Source organism: Arthrobacter sp. AZCC_0090 (assembly GCF_014207375.1).
Lineage (GTDB): Bacteria > Actinomycetota > Actinomycetes > Actinomycetales > Micrococcaceae > Arthrobacter.
Map to the genome: position 1 here is coordinate 423,077 of NZ_JACHEE010000001.1, position 17,765 is coordinate 440,841.

The window sequence follows — 17,765 nt, forward strand, 5'->3', positions numbered from 1 at the left end:
CTAAGCCGCGCTGAGGTGGCTCTCGAACCTGACAATGTTAGCAAACTCGGCAGGGTCAAGGCTCGCCCCACCCACCAGCAGGCCGTCGACGTCGGCGCCGGCCATGATCGCGGCCGCATTGTTGGCCTTCACTGAGCCGCCGTAGAGGAGCCGGGTCTTGGCAGCGACGGAATCATCGAACAGGGAAGCGAGCTCGGCACGGATCGCCGCGCACATGTCCTGTGCGTCTTCCGGACCAGCGACTTCGCCCGTGCCAATGGCCCAGACCGGTTCGTAGGCGACGACCAAGTCACCTGCTTGCTCCGCTGAGAGCCCCTCGACGCCGGCACGCAACTGGGTAAGCGTGTGCTCGACGTGAGTGCCAGCCTGGCGGATCTCAAGGCCCTCACCGACACACAGGACGGGGGTCACGCCGTGGCGGAAACCAGCCTTGACCTTCGCGTTCAGGACCTGGTCACCCTCGTTGTGGATGGTGCGACGTTCGCTGTGGCCCACGAGGACGTATGCGCAACCGAGTTTGTTGAGGAACTGGCCGGAGATGTCACCGGTGTATGCCCCGGAGTCGAACTGCGAGAGGTCCTGGCCGCCGTAAACAACGTCCAACTCATCGCCCTGAACGAGGGTCTGCACACCGCGGAGGTCCGTGAACGGCGGGAATACCGCAACCTCGACCCGGCTGTAGTCGTGCTTGGCGTCGGACAGGGTCCATGCCAGCTTCTGCAGCAGGGTGATGCCCTGGACGTGGTCCATGTTCATCTTCCAGTTGCCGGCAATGAAAGGCTTGCGGACGAAGTTTCCGTTGGCAGAAGTTGTCACGTGTGCTCCAAAAATGCGTTGAGATAGGGAAGCCGGCAGGGCGCTTGCCTTCTAGGAAGGGCGCCCCGCCGGCTGTGTAGCCTTAGCGGTCCAGCACGCTCAGGCCGGGAAGATCCTTGCCTTCAAGGTATTCCAGGCTGGCGCCGCCGCCGGTGGAAATGTGGCCGAACTGGGAGTCCTCAAAGCCGAGGGTCCGGACAGCCGCAGCGGAGTCGCCACCGCCGACCACGGTGAATGCAGGCGTCTCGGTCAAAGCCTGGGCGATGGCACGGGTACCGGCCGAGAAAGCCTCGAATTCAAAGACGCCCATGGGGCCGTTCCAGAACACAGTCTTCGCAGCCTTGATCTGCTCGGCGAAGGCCGCTGCCGATACGGGCCCGATGTCCAGGCCGATGCCGGCGGCACCGAATGAGCTGTCCTCGATCGCATCGGCGGCGACCACTTCGTGTTCGGCGTCCGCGGCGAAGCGGCTCGCGACCACGACGTCGGTGGGGACGACGAAAGCGGTACCGGCGTCGGAAGCGCGCTTGAGGTAGTCCTGGACCACGGGGATCTGGTCTGCTTCAAGCAAGCTGCCTGCAACTTTGTAGCCGGAAGCTGCCAAGAAGGTGAAGAGCATCCCGCCACCGACCAGGATGGTGTCTGCCTTGCCCAAGAGGTTATCGATCACGGCGAGCTTGTCCGATACCTTGGAGCCGCCGAGAACTACAACGTATGGGCGCTGCGTATCCGTGGTGAGCTTGCGCAGGACCTCGACCTCGGTGTGCACGAGGTCACCCTGGTAGGAAGGAAGCCGTGTGGCGACGTCGTAGACGCTCGCGTGCTTGCGGTGAACAGCTCCAAAGGCGTCATCAACAAAGGCGCCGTTGTCACCGGTCAGAGCTACGAGTTCATCCGCGAAGGCTCCGCGCTCGGCGTCGTCCTTGCTGGTTTCGCGGGCGTCGAAGCGGACGTTCTCAAGGACCAGGACGTCTCCGTCGTCGAGGGACCCGGCCAGCTCCTTCGCGGAATCACCAACGGTGTCTTCCGCGAGCCGGACCTTGAAGGGCGCGAGCTCCGCGAGCCGCGCTACAGCGGGCTTGAGCGAATATTTGGCCTCTGGGGCACCTTTGGGGCGACCGAGGTGGGCCGTGACGAGCACGCGGGCACCGGCGTCCGAAAGCTTTTCGATGACCGGGAGTGAGGCCTTAATGCGGCCGTCGTCGGTCACTGTAGAGCCGTCGAGCGGCACATTCAGGTCACTTCTGACGAGAATGTACCGCCCGCGGACACCTTCAGCGATCAGTTCGTTGAGGGTGTGAGATGTCATGTGTCTACCCTAGCCCAGCTTGGATGCGACAAGCTCCGTGAGGTCAACGAGGCGGTTGGAGTAGCCCCATTCGTTGTCATACCAGGAAACAACCTTGACCTGGTTGCCGATGACCTTGGTCAGGCCGGAGTCGAAGATCGAGGATGCAGGATCGCCAACGATGTCCGAGGAGACGATCGGATCTGCCGTGTAGCTGAGGATGCCCTTGAACTGCTCGGTCTCCGAAGCCGCTTTCAGGGCTGCGTTGACTTCCTCGACGGTGACTTCACGGGAAACCGTGACGGTGAGGTCCGTGGCGGATCCGGTGGGGACCGGTACGCGGATGGCGTAGCCGTCGAGCTTTCCCTTGAGCTCAGGAAGGACCAAGCCGATCGCCTTGGCAGCACCCGTGGAGGTGGGAACCATGTTGATGGCTGCGGCGCGGGCACGGCGAAGGTCGCTGTGGGGACCGTCCTGTAGGTTCTGGTCTGCCGTGTAGGCGTGCACCGTGGTCATGAGGCCACGCTCGATGCCGAAGGCGTCGTTGACAACCTTGGCCAGCGGGCCGAGGCAGTTGGTGGTGCAGGAAGCGTTGGAGATGATGTGGTGTGTTGCGGGGTCGTAGAGCTCGTGGTTGACGCCCATGACGATGGTGATGTCTTCGTCCGAAGCCGGAGCGGAGATCAGGACCTTCTTGGCACCAGCATCGATGTGCTTCTGCGCGGCGGCAGCCTTGGTGAAGAAGCCGGTGGACTCGATGACGATGTCCACGCCCAGCTCGCCCCAAGGGAGGTTTGCGGGATCGCGCTCTGCAAGGACCTTGATGATGTTGCCCTCAACAATGAGGTTGCCCTCTTTGACTTCAACGGACTGGGTCAGGCGACCGCCGACGGAGTCGTACTTCAACAGGTGGGCAAGTGCCTCGGGGCTGGTGAGGTCATTGACCGCGACAATTTCGAGATCGGCGCCCTGGGCGAGTGCTGCCCGGAAGTAGTTGCGGCCGATGCGGCCAAAGCCGTTGATTCCAATACGGGTGGTCACTATTCAGTCTCCTTGGTGCTCTTGCAAGCACACCTAGTGAGTCGGATCTTGATTCCAACTAACAATTCCCGCGCGTCTTTGGGCAGAAGTGATTATCAGATCGGAGGGCGACCAGCCACGTTGCTGAAGGCTAACCGCCTTCCGTGACCTATCTTACGTTTAACTACGCCTGCCCCCGCAACTGCGGGGGCAGGCAATCCGATTTTTGGGCGAAATTCACCTGAATGTGAAGTTTGTTACATCCTCGTATATTCCGCATCACTCGCCGAAAATGGCAGGAAAAATTCCTAGAGAACGATCAATCCGGTCGCGTTTGCGCGGGCTGCTTCGAAGCGCTTGGCGACGTCGGCCCAGTTGACGATGTTCCAGAATGCCTTGACGTAGTCAGCCTTGACGTTGACGTAGTCCAGGTAGAAAGCGTGCTCCCACATGTCCAGCATGAGCAGGGGCGTGGTGCCGACGGCGACGTTGCCCTGCTGGTCGTAGAGCTGCTCGATGAGGAGGTTGCCACCGATGGGCTCGTAGGCGAGGAAGCCCCAGCCGGATCCCTGCAGGCCAAGTGCGGCTGCCGAGAACTGTGCACGGAAGGCATCGAAGGAACCGAACGCATCATCGATGGCTGCTGCGAGCTCGCCCTCGGGCTTGTCGCCGCCGTCCGGGGAGATGTTGTTCCAGAACACCGAGTGGTTGATGTGTCCGCCGGTGTGGAACGCGAGGTCCTTGGACAGGCGGTTGATGTTGGCGAAATCGCCCTTTTCACGGGCTTCGGCCAACTGGGCCAGGGCGTTGTTGGCGCCGGCTACATAGGCAGCGTGGTGCTTGCTGTGGTGCAGCTCCATGATCTTCGCCGAAATGTGCGGCTCAAGTGCTGCGTAGTCGTAGCCGAGCTCGGGCAGTACGTACTCTGTCACGAAATCCTCCAATGTAGTGGACCGGGGTCCGGTTGGTAACTCTCGTATTGTTCATCCGATCGGCGAACCGGCCGGAAATCTTGGGTGCTACTCCGCACCATCACGATTCTAGGGCGGGTGCCCTATTCGTCCATCATCTCGGGGGTCACATTTGCCTCGGTCCCGGGGATGCCCAGATCTCCGGCCCGTTTGTCCGCCATGGCCAACAGCCGGCGGATCCGTCCCGCGATGGCGTCCTTGGTCATGGGCGGATCAGCAAGCCGGCCCAGTTCATCCAGGCTGGCCTGTTTGTGCGCCACCCGGAGCTCGCCGGCGTATTTGAGGTGGTCCGGAACGTCGTCGCCCAGGATTTCCAAGGCCCTGTCCACCCGAGCACCGGCGGCGACGGCAGCCTGGGCCGAGCGGCGCAGGTTGGCGTCGTCGAAGTTCGCCAGGCGGTTGGCGGTGGCCCGGACCTCCTTGCGCATGCGGCGTTCCTCCCACACCATGAGGGCGTCATGGGCACCCATCCGTGTGAGCAGCGCGGCAATGGTGTCGCCGTCACGAATGACGACGCGATCCACACCGCGCACTTCCCGCGCCTTGGCCTGGATGCCGAGGCGACGGGCGGCTCCGACCAAGGCAAGCGCGGATTCCGGCCCGGGGCACGTGACTTCGAGCGAGGAGGAGCGGCCGGGTTCGGTGAGGGAACCGTGCGCCAGGAAGGCTCCGCGCCATACCGCTTCGGCGTCGGACGCCGAACCATTGACGACGGCGGACGGCAACCCGCGCACAGGCCGCCCACGGCCGTCCAGGAGGCCCGTCTGGCGCGCCAGGGCCTCGCCGTCGCGCACTACACGAACAACATAGCGGCTGCCGCGACGGAGGCCGCCACCGGAGACGACGATGATCTCGCTCTGGTGCCCATAGACTTCGGCGATCGCGGCGCGGAGCCGGCGTGCCGTGGAGGCGAGGTCCACCTCGGCCTCTATCACGATGCGGCCCGAGATGATGTGCAATCCCCCGGCAAAACGCAGCATGGCCGAGACCTCGGCCTTGCGGACGGAAGACTTCTTGATGTCCAGCCGGGAAAGTTCTTCCTTGACCGATGCGGTCAGTGCCATCGCATGTTCCTAACTATTCCCGAAGATATCGTGATACGCCGATGCCAGACGCAGCGGGTCGTGGACTGGACGGCGGCTCGACGCCCCCACTTTACCCAAGACCACCTCTGCACCGATCATTCCGGCAGCGCGCTCGAATTCCGTGAGGTCGGAAATCGAGGAAGGATCGGCGAGCACTACGTCCACACTGAACTCCGGCGCATAGCGGCGCAGGGCGTCCAGGTGGTCCGCTGCGGACATCCCGGACGTTTCCTTGGTGTCCATGGCGAGGTTCATGGTGAGGCATCGCTTGGCCGGGGTATCGCACAAGGCCTGGCGCATCTCGGGCAACAACAAGTGGGGCAACACTGAGGTGTACCAGGAGCCAGGGCCGAGAATGATCCAGTCCGCGAGCTCGATGGCCGTCAGCGCCTCGATGCATGCACGCGCGTCCTCCGGGAAGAGCCGCACGTTTTCGAGGGACCCGGCAACAGCGCACTTGGCCTGGCCCTTGACGGTCTGGAACTCGAACCCGCCCCCGGGCAAGGACACCCGTACGTCACCCTCGATGTTCAGCGGCTGCGTGGACATCGGCAGGACCTGACCGCGGGCACCCAAGAGGGCACCCGCCCATTTCAGTCCAGCCACGGCATCGCCCAGCAGCTCCCAGAGGGTAACAATGAGCAGGTTTCCCATGGCGTGGTGGTCCAAGGAACCTTGCCGGCCGCTCGGAGTCTTGAAGCGGTGCTGCATGACGTCCCGCCACGTACGCCCCCAATCCGTATCATCGCAGAGGGCGCTCAGCGCCATCCGAAGATCGCCGGGCGGAAGGACACCGTACTCTTCCCTCAGCCGCCCGGAAGATCCGCCGTCGTCGGCGACGGTCACAATCGCGGTGAGCTCTGAGGTCAGCAGCCTCAACGCAGACAGTGACGCGGACAGCCCGTGTCCGCCGCCGAGCGCTACAACCGTCGGGCCTTTGGCAGGCTGGCTGCCTGGAGTCCCCTTCGGCGGGACAAGCGGCAGGGGTCCTGTCAGAACCCCCATTATTCGCGACCCAGATCGCGGTGGCTCGTGGTGACGGTGACCCGAGGGTATTGCGCCAGCCGTTTGGAAAGTTCGACGGCGACCGCAACCGAACGGTGTTTGCCGCCTGTGCAACCGACGGCAATGGTCGCGTAGTGTTTGTTTTCCGACCGATAGCCATCGAGGACGGGCTCCAAGGCAAGGACGTAGCGGTCAACGAAGTCTTTGACACCGGCGGCTCCCAGCACATAGTCGCTGACATCGGCGTCGAGTCCAGTGTGCGGGCGCAACTTCGGGACCCAGTGCGGGTTGGGGATGAAGCGCGCGTCGGCCACAAAGTTGGCGTCCACTGGCAGGCCATACTTGAAGCCGAAGCTCATGACGTTCAAGCGCAGCGCCACGGGGCCCGTGTCGGTGAAGAGTTCAGTGATGGCAGTCGCCAGGCCGTGCACGTTGTACGTACTCGTGTCCAAGACCACGTCTGCCGACTCCCGGAGTTCCTTCAGGACGTCGCGCTCTGCGGCTATACCGTCCAGGATCCGGCCTCCGCCCTGGAGCGGATGCGGGCGGCGCCCTTGTTCAAAGCGCCGGACCAGGACGTTGTCGCTGGCGTCGAGGAAGAGCACGCGGAACGTGATTCCGCTGGCGCTGAGTGCGCCGAGGGCGGTCCTGATATCTGTGAAGAGGCCCTTGCTGCGGACGTCCACCACGACGGCCAGCTTGGGGATCGATTGGGGTGCGTGCGAAACGATTTCGGCAAGCGTCCCCAACATCTGCGGAGGGAGGTTTTCGACGACGTACCAGCCGTGGTCCTCCAGTGCGTCCGAGGCGGTGCTACGGCCTGCTCCGGACATGCCAGTCACCACCAGCAGTTCCGCTTCGACAGGCTTGACGGGAATGAGACCGTCCTGCTCCGCGCCGGATTCTGCTGTTGACTCTGACATCAAGTGTCCCCGTTTCTGATATGGTCCAAGTTTCTGTTGGTCCAGGCTGGACCGCCTGGAGGAGCGGTCCGATTATTACCCTAGCTAATATTCAAGGATTTCGCCGGTGGTCATGTTCACTGCCGGAGCGGTCTCTTCCGAGGCGCCGGCTGCCGCCAGGTGGCTGACGACGGCTTCTGCCAAAGCCGGACCGATTCCCTTGGCGGCTGTGAGCTCACTTACCGTGGCAGCCTTGATCTTCTTGAGCGAACCGAAATGCGCCACGAGCGCCTTCCTTTTGGCTTCCCCGAGGCCGGGAACGCCGTCGAGCGCGGACATCGTCATGGCCTTTCCCCGCTTCTGCCGGTGGAAAGTGATGGCGAAACGGTGGGCTTCGTCGCGGATGCGCTGCAGCAGGTAGAGCCCTTGCGAAGTCCGTGGCAGGATCACGGGGAAATCGCTCTCCGGCAACCAGACTTCTTCGAGCCGTTTGGCCAAGCCGACGACGTAGACGTCGCCGATCCCCAGTTCCGCAAGTGCCCGCGCGGCCGCGTTCACCTGGGGCTGCCCGCCGTCGACGACGACGAGGTTGGGCGGATAGGCGAACCTCGCCTTTGTCGCGGTGCCGGGAGCGTCATCGGAGGGTGTCGGACCCTCTCCGGAACTGGCGTTGGGAATTTCCCCGCTCTTGGGAAGCTGCGCGGACTTATCTTGCAGGTAGTGCCTGAAGCGTCGCGTGAGGACGTCGTGCATCGCGGCAGTGTCGTCCGTTGCGGCCGCCCCCGTGATGGCGAACTTCCTATAGTCGGATTTCTTGGGGAGGCCGTCTTCCACCACCACCATGGACGCAACCACGTTGGTGCCTTGCACGTGGGAAATGTCGTAGCACTCGATCCGGAGCAGCGGCACGGGAAGCTCGAGGGCCTCCTGCAGCTCCTGGAGCGCCTGCGAACGGACGGTGATGTCGCCCGCCCTCCGGACTTTGTGCAGCTTCAGTGCCTGCTCAGCGTTTTCCCGGACGGTGGACATGAGGGCTGCCTTGTCGCCACGCTGCGGCACTCGGATATCCACTTTGGCACCCCTGAGGCCACCTAGCCATTCAAGCAACTCATGATGGTTGGACGGAATCTCCGGGACCAGGACTTCGCGGGGAATACGCCCTTGGTTGTCGCTGTCCTCCCCGTAGACCTGCTGCAGCAGGTGCTCAATGAGCTCGGGGGTGGTGGCGTCTTCGACCTTTTCCACCACCCAGCCCCGCTGGCCGCGTACCCGGCCACCCCTGACATGGAACACCTGAACGGAAGCCTCGAGGTCGTCGTCGTGCAGGGCGAAGATATCCGCGTCCGTGTCTTCGGAAAGGACCACGGCATTGCGTTCGAACACTTTGCGCAAGGCCGCGATGTCATCGCGGATTCGCGCCGCCCGTTCGTAGTCGAGTTCGGCCACGGCAGCCGCCATGTCCTTTTCGAGGCGGGTGATGAAGCGTTTCGCCTCACCGCCCATGAAGGAGCAGAAGTCTTCGGCAATGGCCCGATGCTCCTCGGGGGTGACGCGACCGACACACGGTGCCGAGCACTTATCGATGTAGCCAAGCAAGCACGGCCGCCCACTGGCCTGTGCACGCTTCAGCACGCCGGGGCTGCAACTACGGACCGGAAAGACCCTGAGCAAGGTGTCCATGGTTTCCCGGATGGCGCCCGCCGTGTACGGGCCGAAGTAGCGGGTACCCTTGCGGCGCTCCCCGCGCATGACCTGGACCCGGGGGAGCCTCTCCCCCATGCTCACGGCAAGGTACGGATACGTCTTGTCGTCGCGGAACACGACATTGAAACGCGGTTTGAATTCCTTGATCCACGTGTATTCGAGCTGAAGCGACTCAAGCTCGCTGCCCACCACGGTCCACTCCACGCTGCTGGCTGTGTGCACCATGGCGTGGGTTTTCGGCAACAAGCCTGCCGGGTTGGCGAAGTAGGAGTTCAGCCGCGAACGCAGGTTTTTCGCCTTGCCTACATAGATGACACGGCCGTGCGGATCCCGGAACCGATAGACGCCGGGGGTGGTGGGGATTTCTCCCGTCTGGGGTCGATAACTCGCTGGATCTGCCACAGATCCAGTCTAGTAAGGGAAAGACGCTACCCCGTACGCACCGGACCAGCCACCAGAGCTACTCCGCGGACTTGCTCTGGTTGTAGCTGGTGGAACGTTCCTGGCCGCTCAATGCCGCAATGGCATCCATGATCTTGTCCGTCACTTCACGGCGGGCAGGCAGGGAATGGTCCGGACCTGTCTTCTCGAAGTACAGCGGCTCCCCCACCTTCATGGTGAAGTGTTGCGGACGGACAGTGTTACGGTCCACGGGCTGCAGTTTGTCCGTGCCAATCAGGCCAACCGGCACCACGGGCGCGCCCGTGGTGAGCGCAAGCCAGCCGACCCCGGTACGCCCACGGTAGAGCAAGCCGTCACGCGAACGGGTTCCCTCCGGATAGATCCCGATGCCCCTCCCGTTCTCCAGAATGTCCAAGAGGGTCTTGAGCGCCTGCACGCTGGCCGCCTGCTCTCCGCGCTCTACCGGAATGGATCCAACCGCCTGGAAGAACGCCTTCATGGCCCGGCCTTTGAAGCCTTTGGTCGTGAAGTACTCGGCTTTGGCAAAGAAGCCCACCGGGCGGGGCATCAGTGCTTGGACAATCACGCTGTCCAGAAAAGACAAATGGTTCGGGGCCACAATGAAGGGCCCTTCCTTGGGCACGTTCTCCAGCCCAATGACCGTTGGACGGCAGGTGCTGGAAATCAGTCCGCGCGTGGTCCACCGGATGACATCAAAGGCTTCCATCGTTCTGCACCTCGCTCAGGGCCGCCGCGCGGACGGCGTCAAGTTCTTCGATCTTCTTCAGCAGCTGCGCAGTGGAATCCACGACGGCGACGGCTCCCGCTTCCTGAAGCTCGCCGTCGGGCGCAAATCCCCAACTCACACCGATGCAGTCGAGTCCATTGGCCATGGCACCGGCAACATCCTGGTGGCGATCCCCCACCATCACCGCCGGCTGCGAATGCAACGTGGCCAGCGCCGCACCAACGATTTCCACCTTGCCGGGGGCTATGTTGGCGGCCCTTGATTCATCATCCGAGGCTCCGCAGATGGAAGCAAAGAAATCGGCAATACCGTGATGCGCCAACACGACGCGCGCCAGGCCCTGGGGTTTCTGCGTGGCCACAGCGACCGGGCGCCGCGACTCCGCGAAGAACTCCAGGAGCTCACGGATACCGGGATAGAGCCGGCTTTGAGCGATTCCCACAGAACGGTAGTAGCTGCGGTAGCGCCCGATGACTTCGTCCACTCTCCCCGCGGGAACCCCGGCAATGTGCTCAAGGGAATCGCTGAGCTTGGGTCCAACCATGGAGTCAAGAACGGGCTGCTCCGGGACGGGGAGGCCAAATTCGCGCAGGGCCGCGGCGATGCCGCCGGTTATGCCACCTGCAGGATCGACAAGGGTGCCGTCCAGATCAAAGATTACGGGCACCATTGTTTGAGTCACCGGGTTAGTTTCTCACGAGTTGAGGCATGCCTGAAACTCACATGCCGGCCAGGGAATACTCCGGACGCTGCCGAAATATTCCCTGGCGGGAGCCACCGCACCTAACCCAGAATCTCTGCCAGGAAGGTAGCGGTATGGCTTTCCGTGGACTTGGCGACCTGTTCGGGCGTGCCGGTCGCCACGATGCGTCCACCGCCCGAACCACCATTGGGCCCAAGGTCCACGATCCAGTCGGCGGACTTGATGACGTCAAGGTTGTGTTCAATGGTGATGACCGTGTTGCCCTTGTCCACCAGGCCCTGCAACACCATAAGCAATTTGCGGATGTCCTCGAAGTGCAGGCCGGTAGTGGGCTCGTCCAAGACGTAGACGCTGCGACCGTTCGACCGCTTCTGGAGCTCCGAGGCCAGCTTCACGCGCTGCGCCTCGCCGCCGGAAAGGGTGGTGGCCGGTTGACCAAGCCGGACGTAGCCGAGACCGACGTCGACGAGGGTGTTCAGGTGCCGGGCAATGGGCGTGAACGCCGCAAAGAACTCGGCGCCTTCCTCGATGGGCATGTTGAGGACGTCCGCAATGGTTTTGCCCTTGTAGTGGACTTCGAGGGTCTCCCGGTTGTAGCGGGCACCATGGCACACTTCGCACGGGACGTAGACATCCGGGAGGAAGTTCATCTCGATCTTCAGCGTGCCGTCACCGGAGCAGGCCTCACAGCGGCCGCCCTTGACGTTGAACGAGAAGCGGCCCGGCTGGTAACCGCGCACTTTGGCTTCGGTTGTCTCAGCGAAGAGCTTCCGGATGTTATCGAAGACGCCCGTGTACGTGGCGGGGTTGGAACGCGGCGTCCGGCCGATGGGGCTCTGGTCGACGTGGACCACCTTGTCGAGGTGCTCCAGGCCCACTACCGAGCGATGCCGGCCTGCAACCTGCTTGGCTCCGTTGAGCTTGTTGGCAAGAACCTTGTAGAGGATCTCGTTCACCAGGGTGGACTTGCCTGAGCCACTGACACCGGTCACGGCTGTGAAAAGACCCAGTGGGAACGTGGCGTCAACGTTGTTCAGGTTGTTTTCGCGTGCGCCGACAACCTTGAGCTCACGCTTCTTGTCATACTTGCGTCGCTTGGGCGGGATGTCGATCTTCCGTCGCCCGGACAGGTAGTCGCCCGTGAGCGAGTTCGTGTTTTCAAGGAGTTCCTTGTAGGAACCCGAGTGCACCACCTGGCCACCGTGTTCGCCTGCGCCGGGTCCGATGTCCACTACCCAGTCGGCCTCGTGAATGGTGTCTTCGTCGTGCTCTACAACAATCAGCGTATTGCCGAGGTCGCGCAAACGGGTCAAGGTCTCGATGAGGCGGCGATTGTCCTTCTGGTGCAGCCCGATGGACGGCTCATCCAGGACATACAGGACACCCACCAGGCCAGAGCCGATCTGCGTGGCGAGTCGAATGCGCTGGGCTTCACCGCCGGACAGGGTTCCGGACGGCCGTTCGAGGGTCAGGTACTCAAGCCCGACGTCGAGAAGGAAGGTCAGGCGGGCCTGGATCTCCTTGAGAACCTGATGGGCAATTTGTGCCTCGCGGTCAGTGAGCGTGAGGCTACCGAGGAAGTCAGCGCAATCACGCATCGGAAGGGCCGATACCTCTGCGATGGACTTGCCGTTGATCAGCACGGAGAGCGACGCGGGGTTAAGCCGGGCACCGTTGCATGCGGGGCAAGGAACCTGGCGCATGTACTCTTCGTAGCGGTCGCGCGCCCAATCGGAATCCGTTTCACCGTGCTTGCGGTGAACGTACTGGATGGCACCTTCGAAGCCGGTGCTGTACTTGCGCTCCCGGCCGAACCTGTTGCGGTACTGGACGACCACCTTGTGGTCCTTACCGTGCAGCACCGTTTGCCGAACTTCCTGGGACAGCTTCTCCCAAGGGGTGTCCATGGAGAAATCGAGCTCCAAGGCGAGGCCCTCCAAGAGCCGGTTCCAGTACTCCGTGGTTGCTGTACCCAACGACCACGGCGCTATGGCTCCCTGGCCCAGGGAAAGCTCAGGGTTGGGCACCACGAGTTCCTCATCGACTTCCAGCTTGGTGCCGATGCCGCTGCAGGCCGCGCATGCGCCGAAGGGGTTATTGAAGGAGAAGGAGCGAGGCTCGATTTCGTCGATAGCCAGTGGGTGCTCGTTGGGGCAGGCAAGGTTCTCCGAAAACGCCCGGATCCGCGCGGGGTCTTCGGCGTCGAGATCCACGAACTCAACCAGCACACGGCCTTCGGCAAGTCGGAGCGCGGTTTCGATCGAGTCGGTCAGCCGTTGGCTGATCCCTTCCTTGACCACCAACCGGTCCACTACTACTTCGATGGAGTGCTTGAATTGTTTGCCGAGCTTGGGTGGATCGCTCAGCTGGACGAGTCCGCCGTCCACCCGCGCGCGGGAGTAGCCCTTGGCGGTGAGCTCCTTGAAAAGCTCCACGAATTCGCCCTTGCGCCCGCGGACCACGGGGCCGAGAATCTGGAATCGCGTGCCCGACTCGAGTTCCAGCAGCTGGTCGACGATCTGCTGCGGCGTCTGGCGCGTGATCGGCTCATGGCACACCGGGCAATGCGGCCTGCCGACACGCGCCCACAGGAGACGCATGTAGTCGTAGATCTCGGTGATGGTGCCCACGGTGGAACGCGGGTTCTTGCTGGTGGACTTCTGATCGATGGACACCGCCGGGGAAAGGCCCTCGATGAAGTCGACATCCGGCTTATCCACCTGGCCCAGGAACTGGCGGGCATAAGCCGACAATGATTCCACGTACCGGCGCTGCCCCTCGGCAAAGATGGTGTCGAAGGCCAAGGACGACTTGCCCGAACCTGACAAGCCTGTGAAGACGATCATGGCATCACGGGGAAGGTCGAGGTCCACGTTGCGGAGGTTATGTTCACGCGCTCCCTTGACCACGAGCCGGGACAGGTCATGTCTTACGGGCATGGCAGGCTGCTGCGCGGAAACGCTTGCGAGGGATTCGACGGCGGGGACTTCAGCTACGGCTTTAGGCACCCACTAATGCTAATCGAAAACTTCTTCGAATTTCCATGTGGCCCCGCGCAGCCTACTGACGGGTATCAATCCGCGTCGTAGGCGGCAGCCAGAAGCTGCACGGCCTCGGCGAAACTGGCGCCCTGGGCCTTGGCCGCGGCCGAGTAATTCGCCGCGACGGCTGCCAAGGCGCTCCAGCGGTCGTCCCGGGCGCAGACCACCGTTCCGTTTCGGCCACGGGTTGCCACCACTCCGGCCGCTTCAAGTTCCTTATACGCACGGGCAACCGTGTGGGGGGCGACATCCAGCTCACCGGCCAGGCTGCGCACCGCCGGGAGTTTGGTCCCGACAGGGAGTGCGCCGGCATCAGCCAACTCGATGATGCGGAGCCGAAGCTGCTCATACAAGGCCACCGTGCTCGACTGCTTGGGTCGCCACGAACCGGGGAACTCTATGGAACCGCTCACGAGGCTTCCCTCTCGCTTTGCTCGGCGCGGTGCTTGGCGGTCCGCGCTGGGGCGGCGGCCAACTCGCCGTTTCCGATGGCAAACTGAGCGTCGTGCAGGCGGGCGTAGTGCCCGCCAAGCTCCAGCAGCGAATGATGGGTGCCGTGTTCAACGATCCGTCCGTGGTCCATGACGAGAATTAGATCAGCGTCGCGGATGGTGGACAAGCGATGCGCGATGACGAAAGACGTCTTGTTGCTCCGCAATCTGTGCATCGCCTGGCGGATGAGGACTTCCGTGCGGGTATCCACGGAGCTGGTGGCTTCGTCCAGGATCAAAATGGAGCGGCCCGAGAGCCGCGCACGGGCGATGCTCAGCAATTGCCTTTGCCCTTGGCTCAGCGGTTCCCCTCCGTTGGTGAGCATGGTGGAGTACCCGTTCGGCAGCGAGCGCACAAAGTGGTCCACGTAGCTTGCCTCGGCGGCGGCCACGATGTCCGCGTCGCTCGCGCCTGGGCGCCCGTATTCGATGTTCTCCCTGATGGTGCCCGTGAATATCCATGGATCCTGAAGAACCACGCCGAAGTTGCGGCGGAGGGCGTCGCGTCGCATGCCTGCAATGTCCACGCCGTCAATGGTGATCTTTCCGGATCGGAGTTCATGGAAACGCATGAGGAGGCTGATCAGTGTGGTCTTGCCGGCACCGGTGTGTCCCACGATGGCCACCGTTTGTCCCGGCTCCACATGGAATGACAGATCCTCGATCAGGGGCGCATCAGCACGATAGCTGAATGCAATGTGTTCAAAGGAAACCCTTCCAGCAGGGAGATCAGACTGGGCATCGAAGCCGGCTGCGAATTGCTCGTCGGGCTGCCCGTCGGATCCAGCAAGCGAACCGGCGTCGGCGCCCGCACCTGTTCCGGTCTCCGTCGACAATTCCGGCGCGTCCAACAGCTCGAAGATCCTGGCGGCGGAAACCGCGCATGATTGGAGGATCTGGGCCATACCGCCGATCTGGCCCAACGGCTGGCTGAACAGCCGGTTGAATTGAATGAACGCCTGGATGCCGCCGATGCTCATAGCGCCAGCAAGGAACTGGAGTGCACCCACAATCGCAACCCCCACGTAGCTGGCGTTGGAGACGAAGGCCATGAGCGGCATCAGCAGCCCGGATGCGAACTGCGCCTTGGAACTCGCGGAATACAGTCCGTCGTTATGGGCAGCGAAGCGGACCGCCATCGCTGACTGCGCGCCGAAGAGTTTGATGGTCTCGTGACCGGTCGCTGTCTCCTCCACCAGGGAGTTGACGTCTCCCGTAGCCTCCCACTGCCGGACAAAGTGCTTCTGTGAGCGTCGGGTCACCACAACCGAGGCCAGGGCCGACACTGGAACAGCGAACAGGGACACGAGGGCAAGCAAAGGTGAAAGCAGCAGCATCATGCCCAGGGAACCGATGACCATCAATGTTGAGGTCAAGAGCTGGGAAAGAAGCTGGTTGAGCGTCTGTGACACATTGTCGAGGTCGTTGGTGGCACGACTCAGGACGTCACCCCGGGACCGGCCGTCGTAGTAGGCCACGGGGAGTCGATGCAATTTCGCTTCCACCTCTTCCCGAAGGTCGTGTGCGAGCCGCTGCACGGCGAGGGCGTTGAACCGGCCTTGAACCCAGTTGAGCAGCGAGGCAACCGCGTACATGGATGCGGCAACGAGCAGCAACAAGACGAAGCGTTCGGCGTTGAACTGAGCGCCGAAGACGGCGGCCGCGATGACGTCGGTTGCGTCGCCCAGTATCTTGGGGGCAGCGACATTGAGTGTGGCAAAACCGCAGATGCACAGAATCGCTGCGGTCATGACTCCCCTGGCGGGCTTCAACAAGCCCGCGAGGCGGACGAGGGACCGCGATGGTCTCCCTATGGCGGCGAGGTGCGCACTGCCGCTACTCACGCGGCCTCTTCCGTTTCCAGCTGGGACGCCACGATCTCCCGGTATGTCTCCGAGGACTCAAGGAGTTGGTCATGGGTTCCTTTTGCCACCAGGCGGCCCTCGTCGATGAGGAGGATCTGGTCCGCCGACACCACGGTGTTGACCCTTTGGGCGACGATGATGACTGTTGCCTCCCGTAGTTCCGGTTCAAGTGCGGCCCGGAGGCGCGCCTCGGTCACCGTGTCCAGGGCGGAAAAGCTGTCGTCAAATAAATAGACCGATGCGCGGCGCAGCATTGCACGGGCAATGCACAAGCGCTGCCGCTGACCGCCGGAAAGACCGGCCCCCCCTTGGGACAACGTAGCGTCCAGCCCGTGTGGCAGTTCGGCCACGAAACCTGCCGCCTGGGCCGTCTCGAGGGCATGCCACAATTGGGAATCCGTCGCGGAAGGCAGCGCAAGCCGAAGGTTCTCGGCGATGGTTCCGCGGAACAGCCAGGTCTCTTGGGGCACGACGGCAAGGTGACTGCGCAAGGTGGCGAGGGGAATTGCAGCGATGTCCTGGCCATCGAGGGAGATGCTTCCGCCGCTTGCCTCGAGCAGCCTCGGCACAAGGCTGACGATGGTTGACTTGCCGCTTCCAGTGGACCCGATCACCGCCGTCGTGGTCCCAGGTGCCGCTTCGAAAGTGATCCCTTCCAACACTGGCGCCTCGGCTCCCGGATAGGCGAAGGACACGTTATTGAAGCGCAAGCCCGCCGTCGGCGCAATATCCAGGGCCGTCCCGCCGGCAACGCTTCCCGGCAGGACCAGCTCCGATTCAGTGTTGAGTACTTCGGTGACGCGTTCAGCACTGACTGCCGCGCGGGGGGCCGTGCTCAGCACGTACATTGCCATCATGATCGCGAGGAGGATCTGCATGATGTAGGCAATGAATGCCGTGAGCGCGCCCAGCTGCATGTCGCCGGCGATGATGCGGTGGCCACCGAGCCAGACCACTCCCGCCGAGGAGAGGTTGACGACGATCATGACGAGCGGAAGCATAGCGGCGACAATTCGGGCGGAACGGAGATTGTTGTTCGTCAGGGCATCATTTGCGGCCTCGAACCGCTTCATCTCAAACGGTTGGCGGACAAAGGCCCGGATGACTGCGGTCCCGAGGATCTGTTCGCGGAGCACGCTGTTGATCCGGTCCACCAAACCCTGGCCCTCGCGGTACAGCGGGACGAGCTTGCGGACGATCAAGAGCATGATGATCAACAGCACGGGAATGATGGCGAAGACGATCCACGACAAGGCCACATCCTGTTCGACTGCCAGAATGACGCCGCCGATGCCCATGACCGGCGCCGCCACCAGCATGCTGAACACGAGCACCGTGATGTTCTGCAGTTGCAGGACATCATTCGTAGTCCGTACCACCAGGCTGGCGGGCCCGAATGCCGCTACGTCCTGGTCGGGCAGGGAATGGATCTTGTCGAAAAGGTCTTCCCTCAGCCCTCTGCCGATCTTCATGGCGACGATGGCACCAAAGTAGCCAGCCAGCACGGCGGCAAGCACCTGGACGACGGTGAGCAGCAGCATCCAGGCACCGAGGCGAAGGATGACTTCGCTGTTCCCGGCGACAAGGCCGTCGTCGACGATCTTGGCGTTGAAGGTGGGAAGGAGAAGGGTGGCTCCGGTCTGGACCAGCTGCAGGAGAACTATCGCCACGACGTGGACCTTGTAGGGGGCTAGGCGCTGCAGCAGCAAGGATGCCAGCACGTC

At 62.8% G+C, this 17,765-nt stretch carries 14 protein-coding genes; all 14 read right to left on the reverse strand.

What is annotated here, in order from left to right; genetic code table 11:
• Positions 1-816, reverse strand: coding sequence for a triose-phosphate isomerase (gene tpiA, locus HNP00_RS02040; RefSeq protein WP_184735363.1), 816 nt, complete (start codon positions 814-816; stop codon positions 1-3).
• A gap of 82 nt (positions 817-898) precedes the next feature.
• Positions 899-2,125, reverse strand: a complete 1,227-nt coding sequence (locus HNP00_RS02045) for a phosphoglycerate kinase (protein ID WP_184735365.1) — start codon at positions 2,123-2,125, stop codon at positions 899-901.
• Positions 2,126-2,134: 9 nt separating this feature from the next.
• On the reverse strand, positions 2,135-3,145 hold the full coding sequence (gene gap / locus HNP00_RS02050; RefSeq protein ID WP_184735367.1) for a type I glyceraldehyde-3-phosphate dehydrogenase: 1,011 nt from the start codon (positions 3,143-3,145) through the stop codon (positions 2,135-2,137).
• Between the two features lie 287 nt (positions 3,146-3,432).
• Positions 3,433-4,056, reverse strand: coding sequence for a superoxide dismutase (locus HNP00_RS02055; RefSeq protein WP_184735369.1), 624 nt, complete (start codon positions 4,054-4,056; stop codon positions 3,433-3,435).
• A gap of 122 nt (positions 4,057-4,178) precedes the next feature.
• Positions 4,179-5,159, reverse strand: a complete 981-nt coding sequence (whiA, locus tag HNP00_RS02060; protein ID WP_133202987.1) for a DNA-binding protein WhiA — start codon at positions 5,157-5,159, stop codon at positions 4,179-4,181.
• Positions 5,160-5,168: 9 nt separating this feature from the next.
• Positions 5,169-6,185, reverse strand: a complete 1,017-nt coding sequence (gene yvcK / locus HNP00_RS02065; RefSeq protein ID WP_184735371.1) for a uridine diphosphate-N-acetylglucosamine-binding protein YvcK — start codon at positions 6,183-6,185, stop codon at positions 5,169-5,171.
• Positions 6,185-7,108, reverse strand: a complete 924-nt coding sequence (gene rapZ, locus HNP00_RS02070) for an RNase adapter RapZ (RefSeq protein WP_184735373.1) — start codon at positions 7,106-7,108, stop codon at positions 6,185-6,187. Before rapZ ends, yvcK begins: the two co-directional genes overlap by 1 nt.
• 84 nt (positions 7,109-7,192) lie before the next feature.
• Positions 7,193-9,193, reverse strand: coding sequence for an excinuclease ABC subunit UvrC (gene uvrC / locus HNP00_RS02075; RefSeq protein WP_184735375.1), 2,001 nt, complete (start codon positions 9,191-9,193; stop codon positions 7,193-7,195).
• 58 nt (positions 9,194-9,251) lie between these two features.
• Positions 9,252-9,920: a 1-acyl-sn-glycerol-3-phosphate acyltransferase gene (locus HNP00_RS02080; protein ID WP_184735377.1), complete on the reverse strand. Its 669-nt coding sequence runs from the start codon at positions 9,918-9,920 to the stop codon at positions 9,252-9,254.
• Positions 9,907-10,623: an HAD hydrolase-like protein gene (locus HNP00_RS02085; protein WP_311770466.1), complete on the reverse strand. Its 717-nt coding sequence runs from the start codon at positions 10,621-10,623 to the stop codon at positions 9,907-9,909. The genes HNP00_RS02080 and HNP00_RS02085 overlap by 14 nt, the downstream gene beginning before the upstream one ends.
• Before the next feature lie 101 nt (positions 10,624-10,724).
• Positions 10,725-13,652, reverse strand: coding sequence for an excinuclease ABC subunit UvrA (uvrA, locus tag HNP00_RS02090; RefSeq protein ID WP_184735379.1), 2,928 nt, complete (start codon positions 13,650-13,652; stop codon positions 10,725-10,727).
• A 65-nt stretch (positions 13,653-13,717) separates the two neighbouring features.
• Positions 13,718-14,098, reverse strand: coding sequence for a GntR family transcriptional regulator (locus HNP00_RS02095; protein ID WP_184735381.1), 381 nt, complete (start codon positions 14,096-14,098; stop codon positions 13,718-13,720).
• A complete protein-coding gene (locus HNP00_RS02100) occupies positions 14,095-15,927 on the reverse strand; it encodes an ABC transporter ATP-binding protein (protein WP_184735383.1) in 1,833 nt (610 codons plus the stop codon). The genes HNP00_RS02095 and HNP00_RS02100 overlap by 4 nt, the downstream gene beginning before the upstream one ends.
• 89 nt (positions 15,928-16,016) lie before the next feature.
• The gene (locus tag HNP00_RS02105; RefSeq protein ID WP_311770468.1) at positions 16,017-17,762 is read right to left on the reverse strand and encodes an ABC transporter ATP-binding protein; all 1,746 of its coding nucleotides are present in this window, start codon (positions 17,760-17,762) and stop codon (positions 16,017-16,019) included.
• Positions 17,763-17,765: the final 3 nt, after the last annotated feature.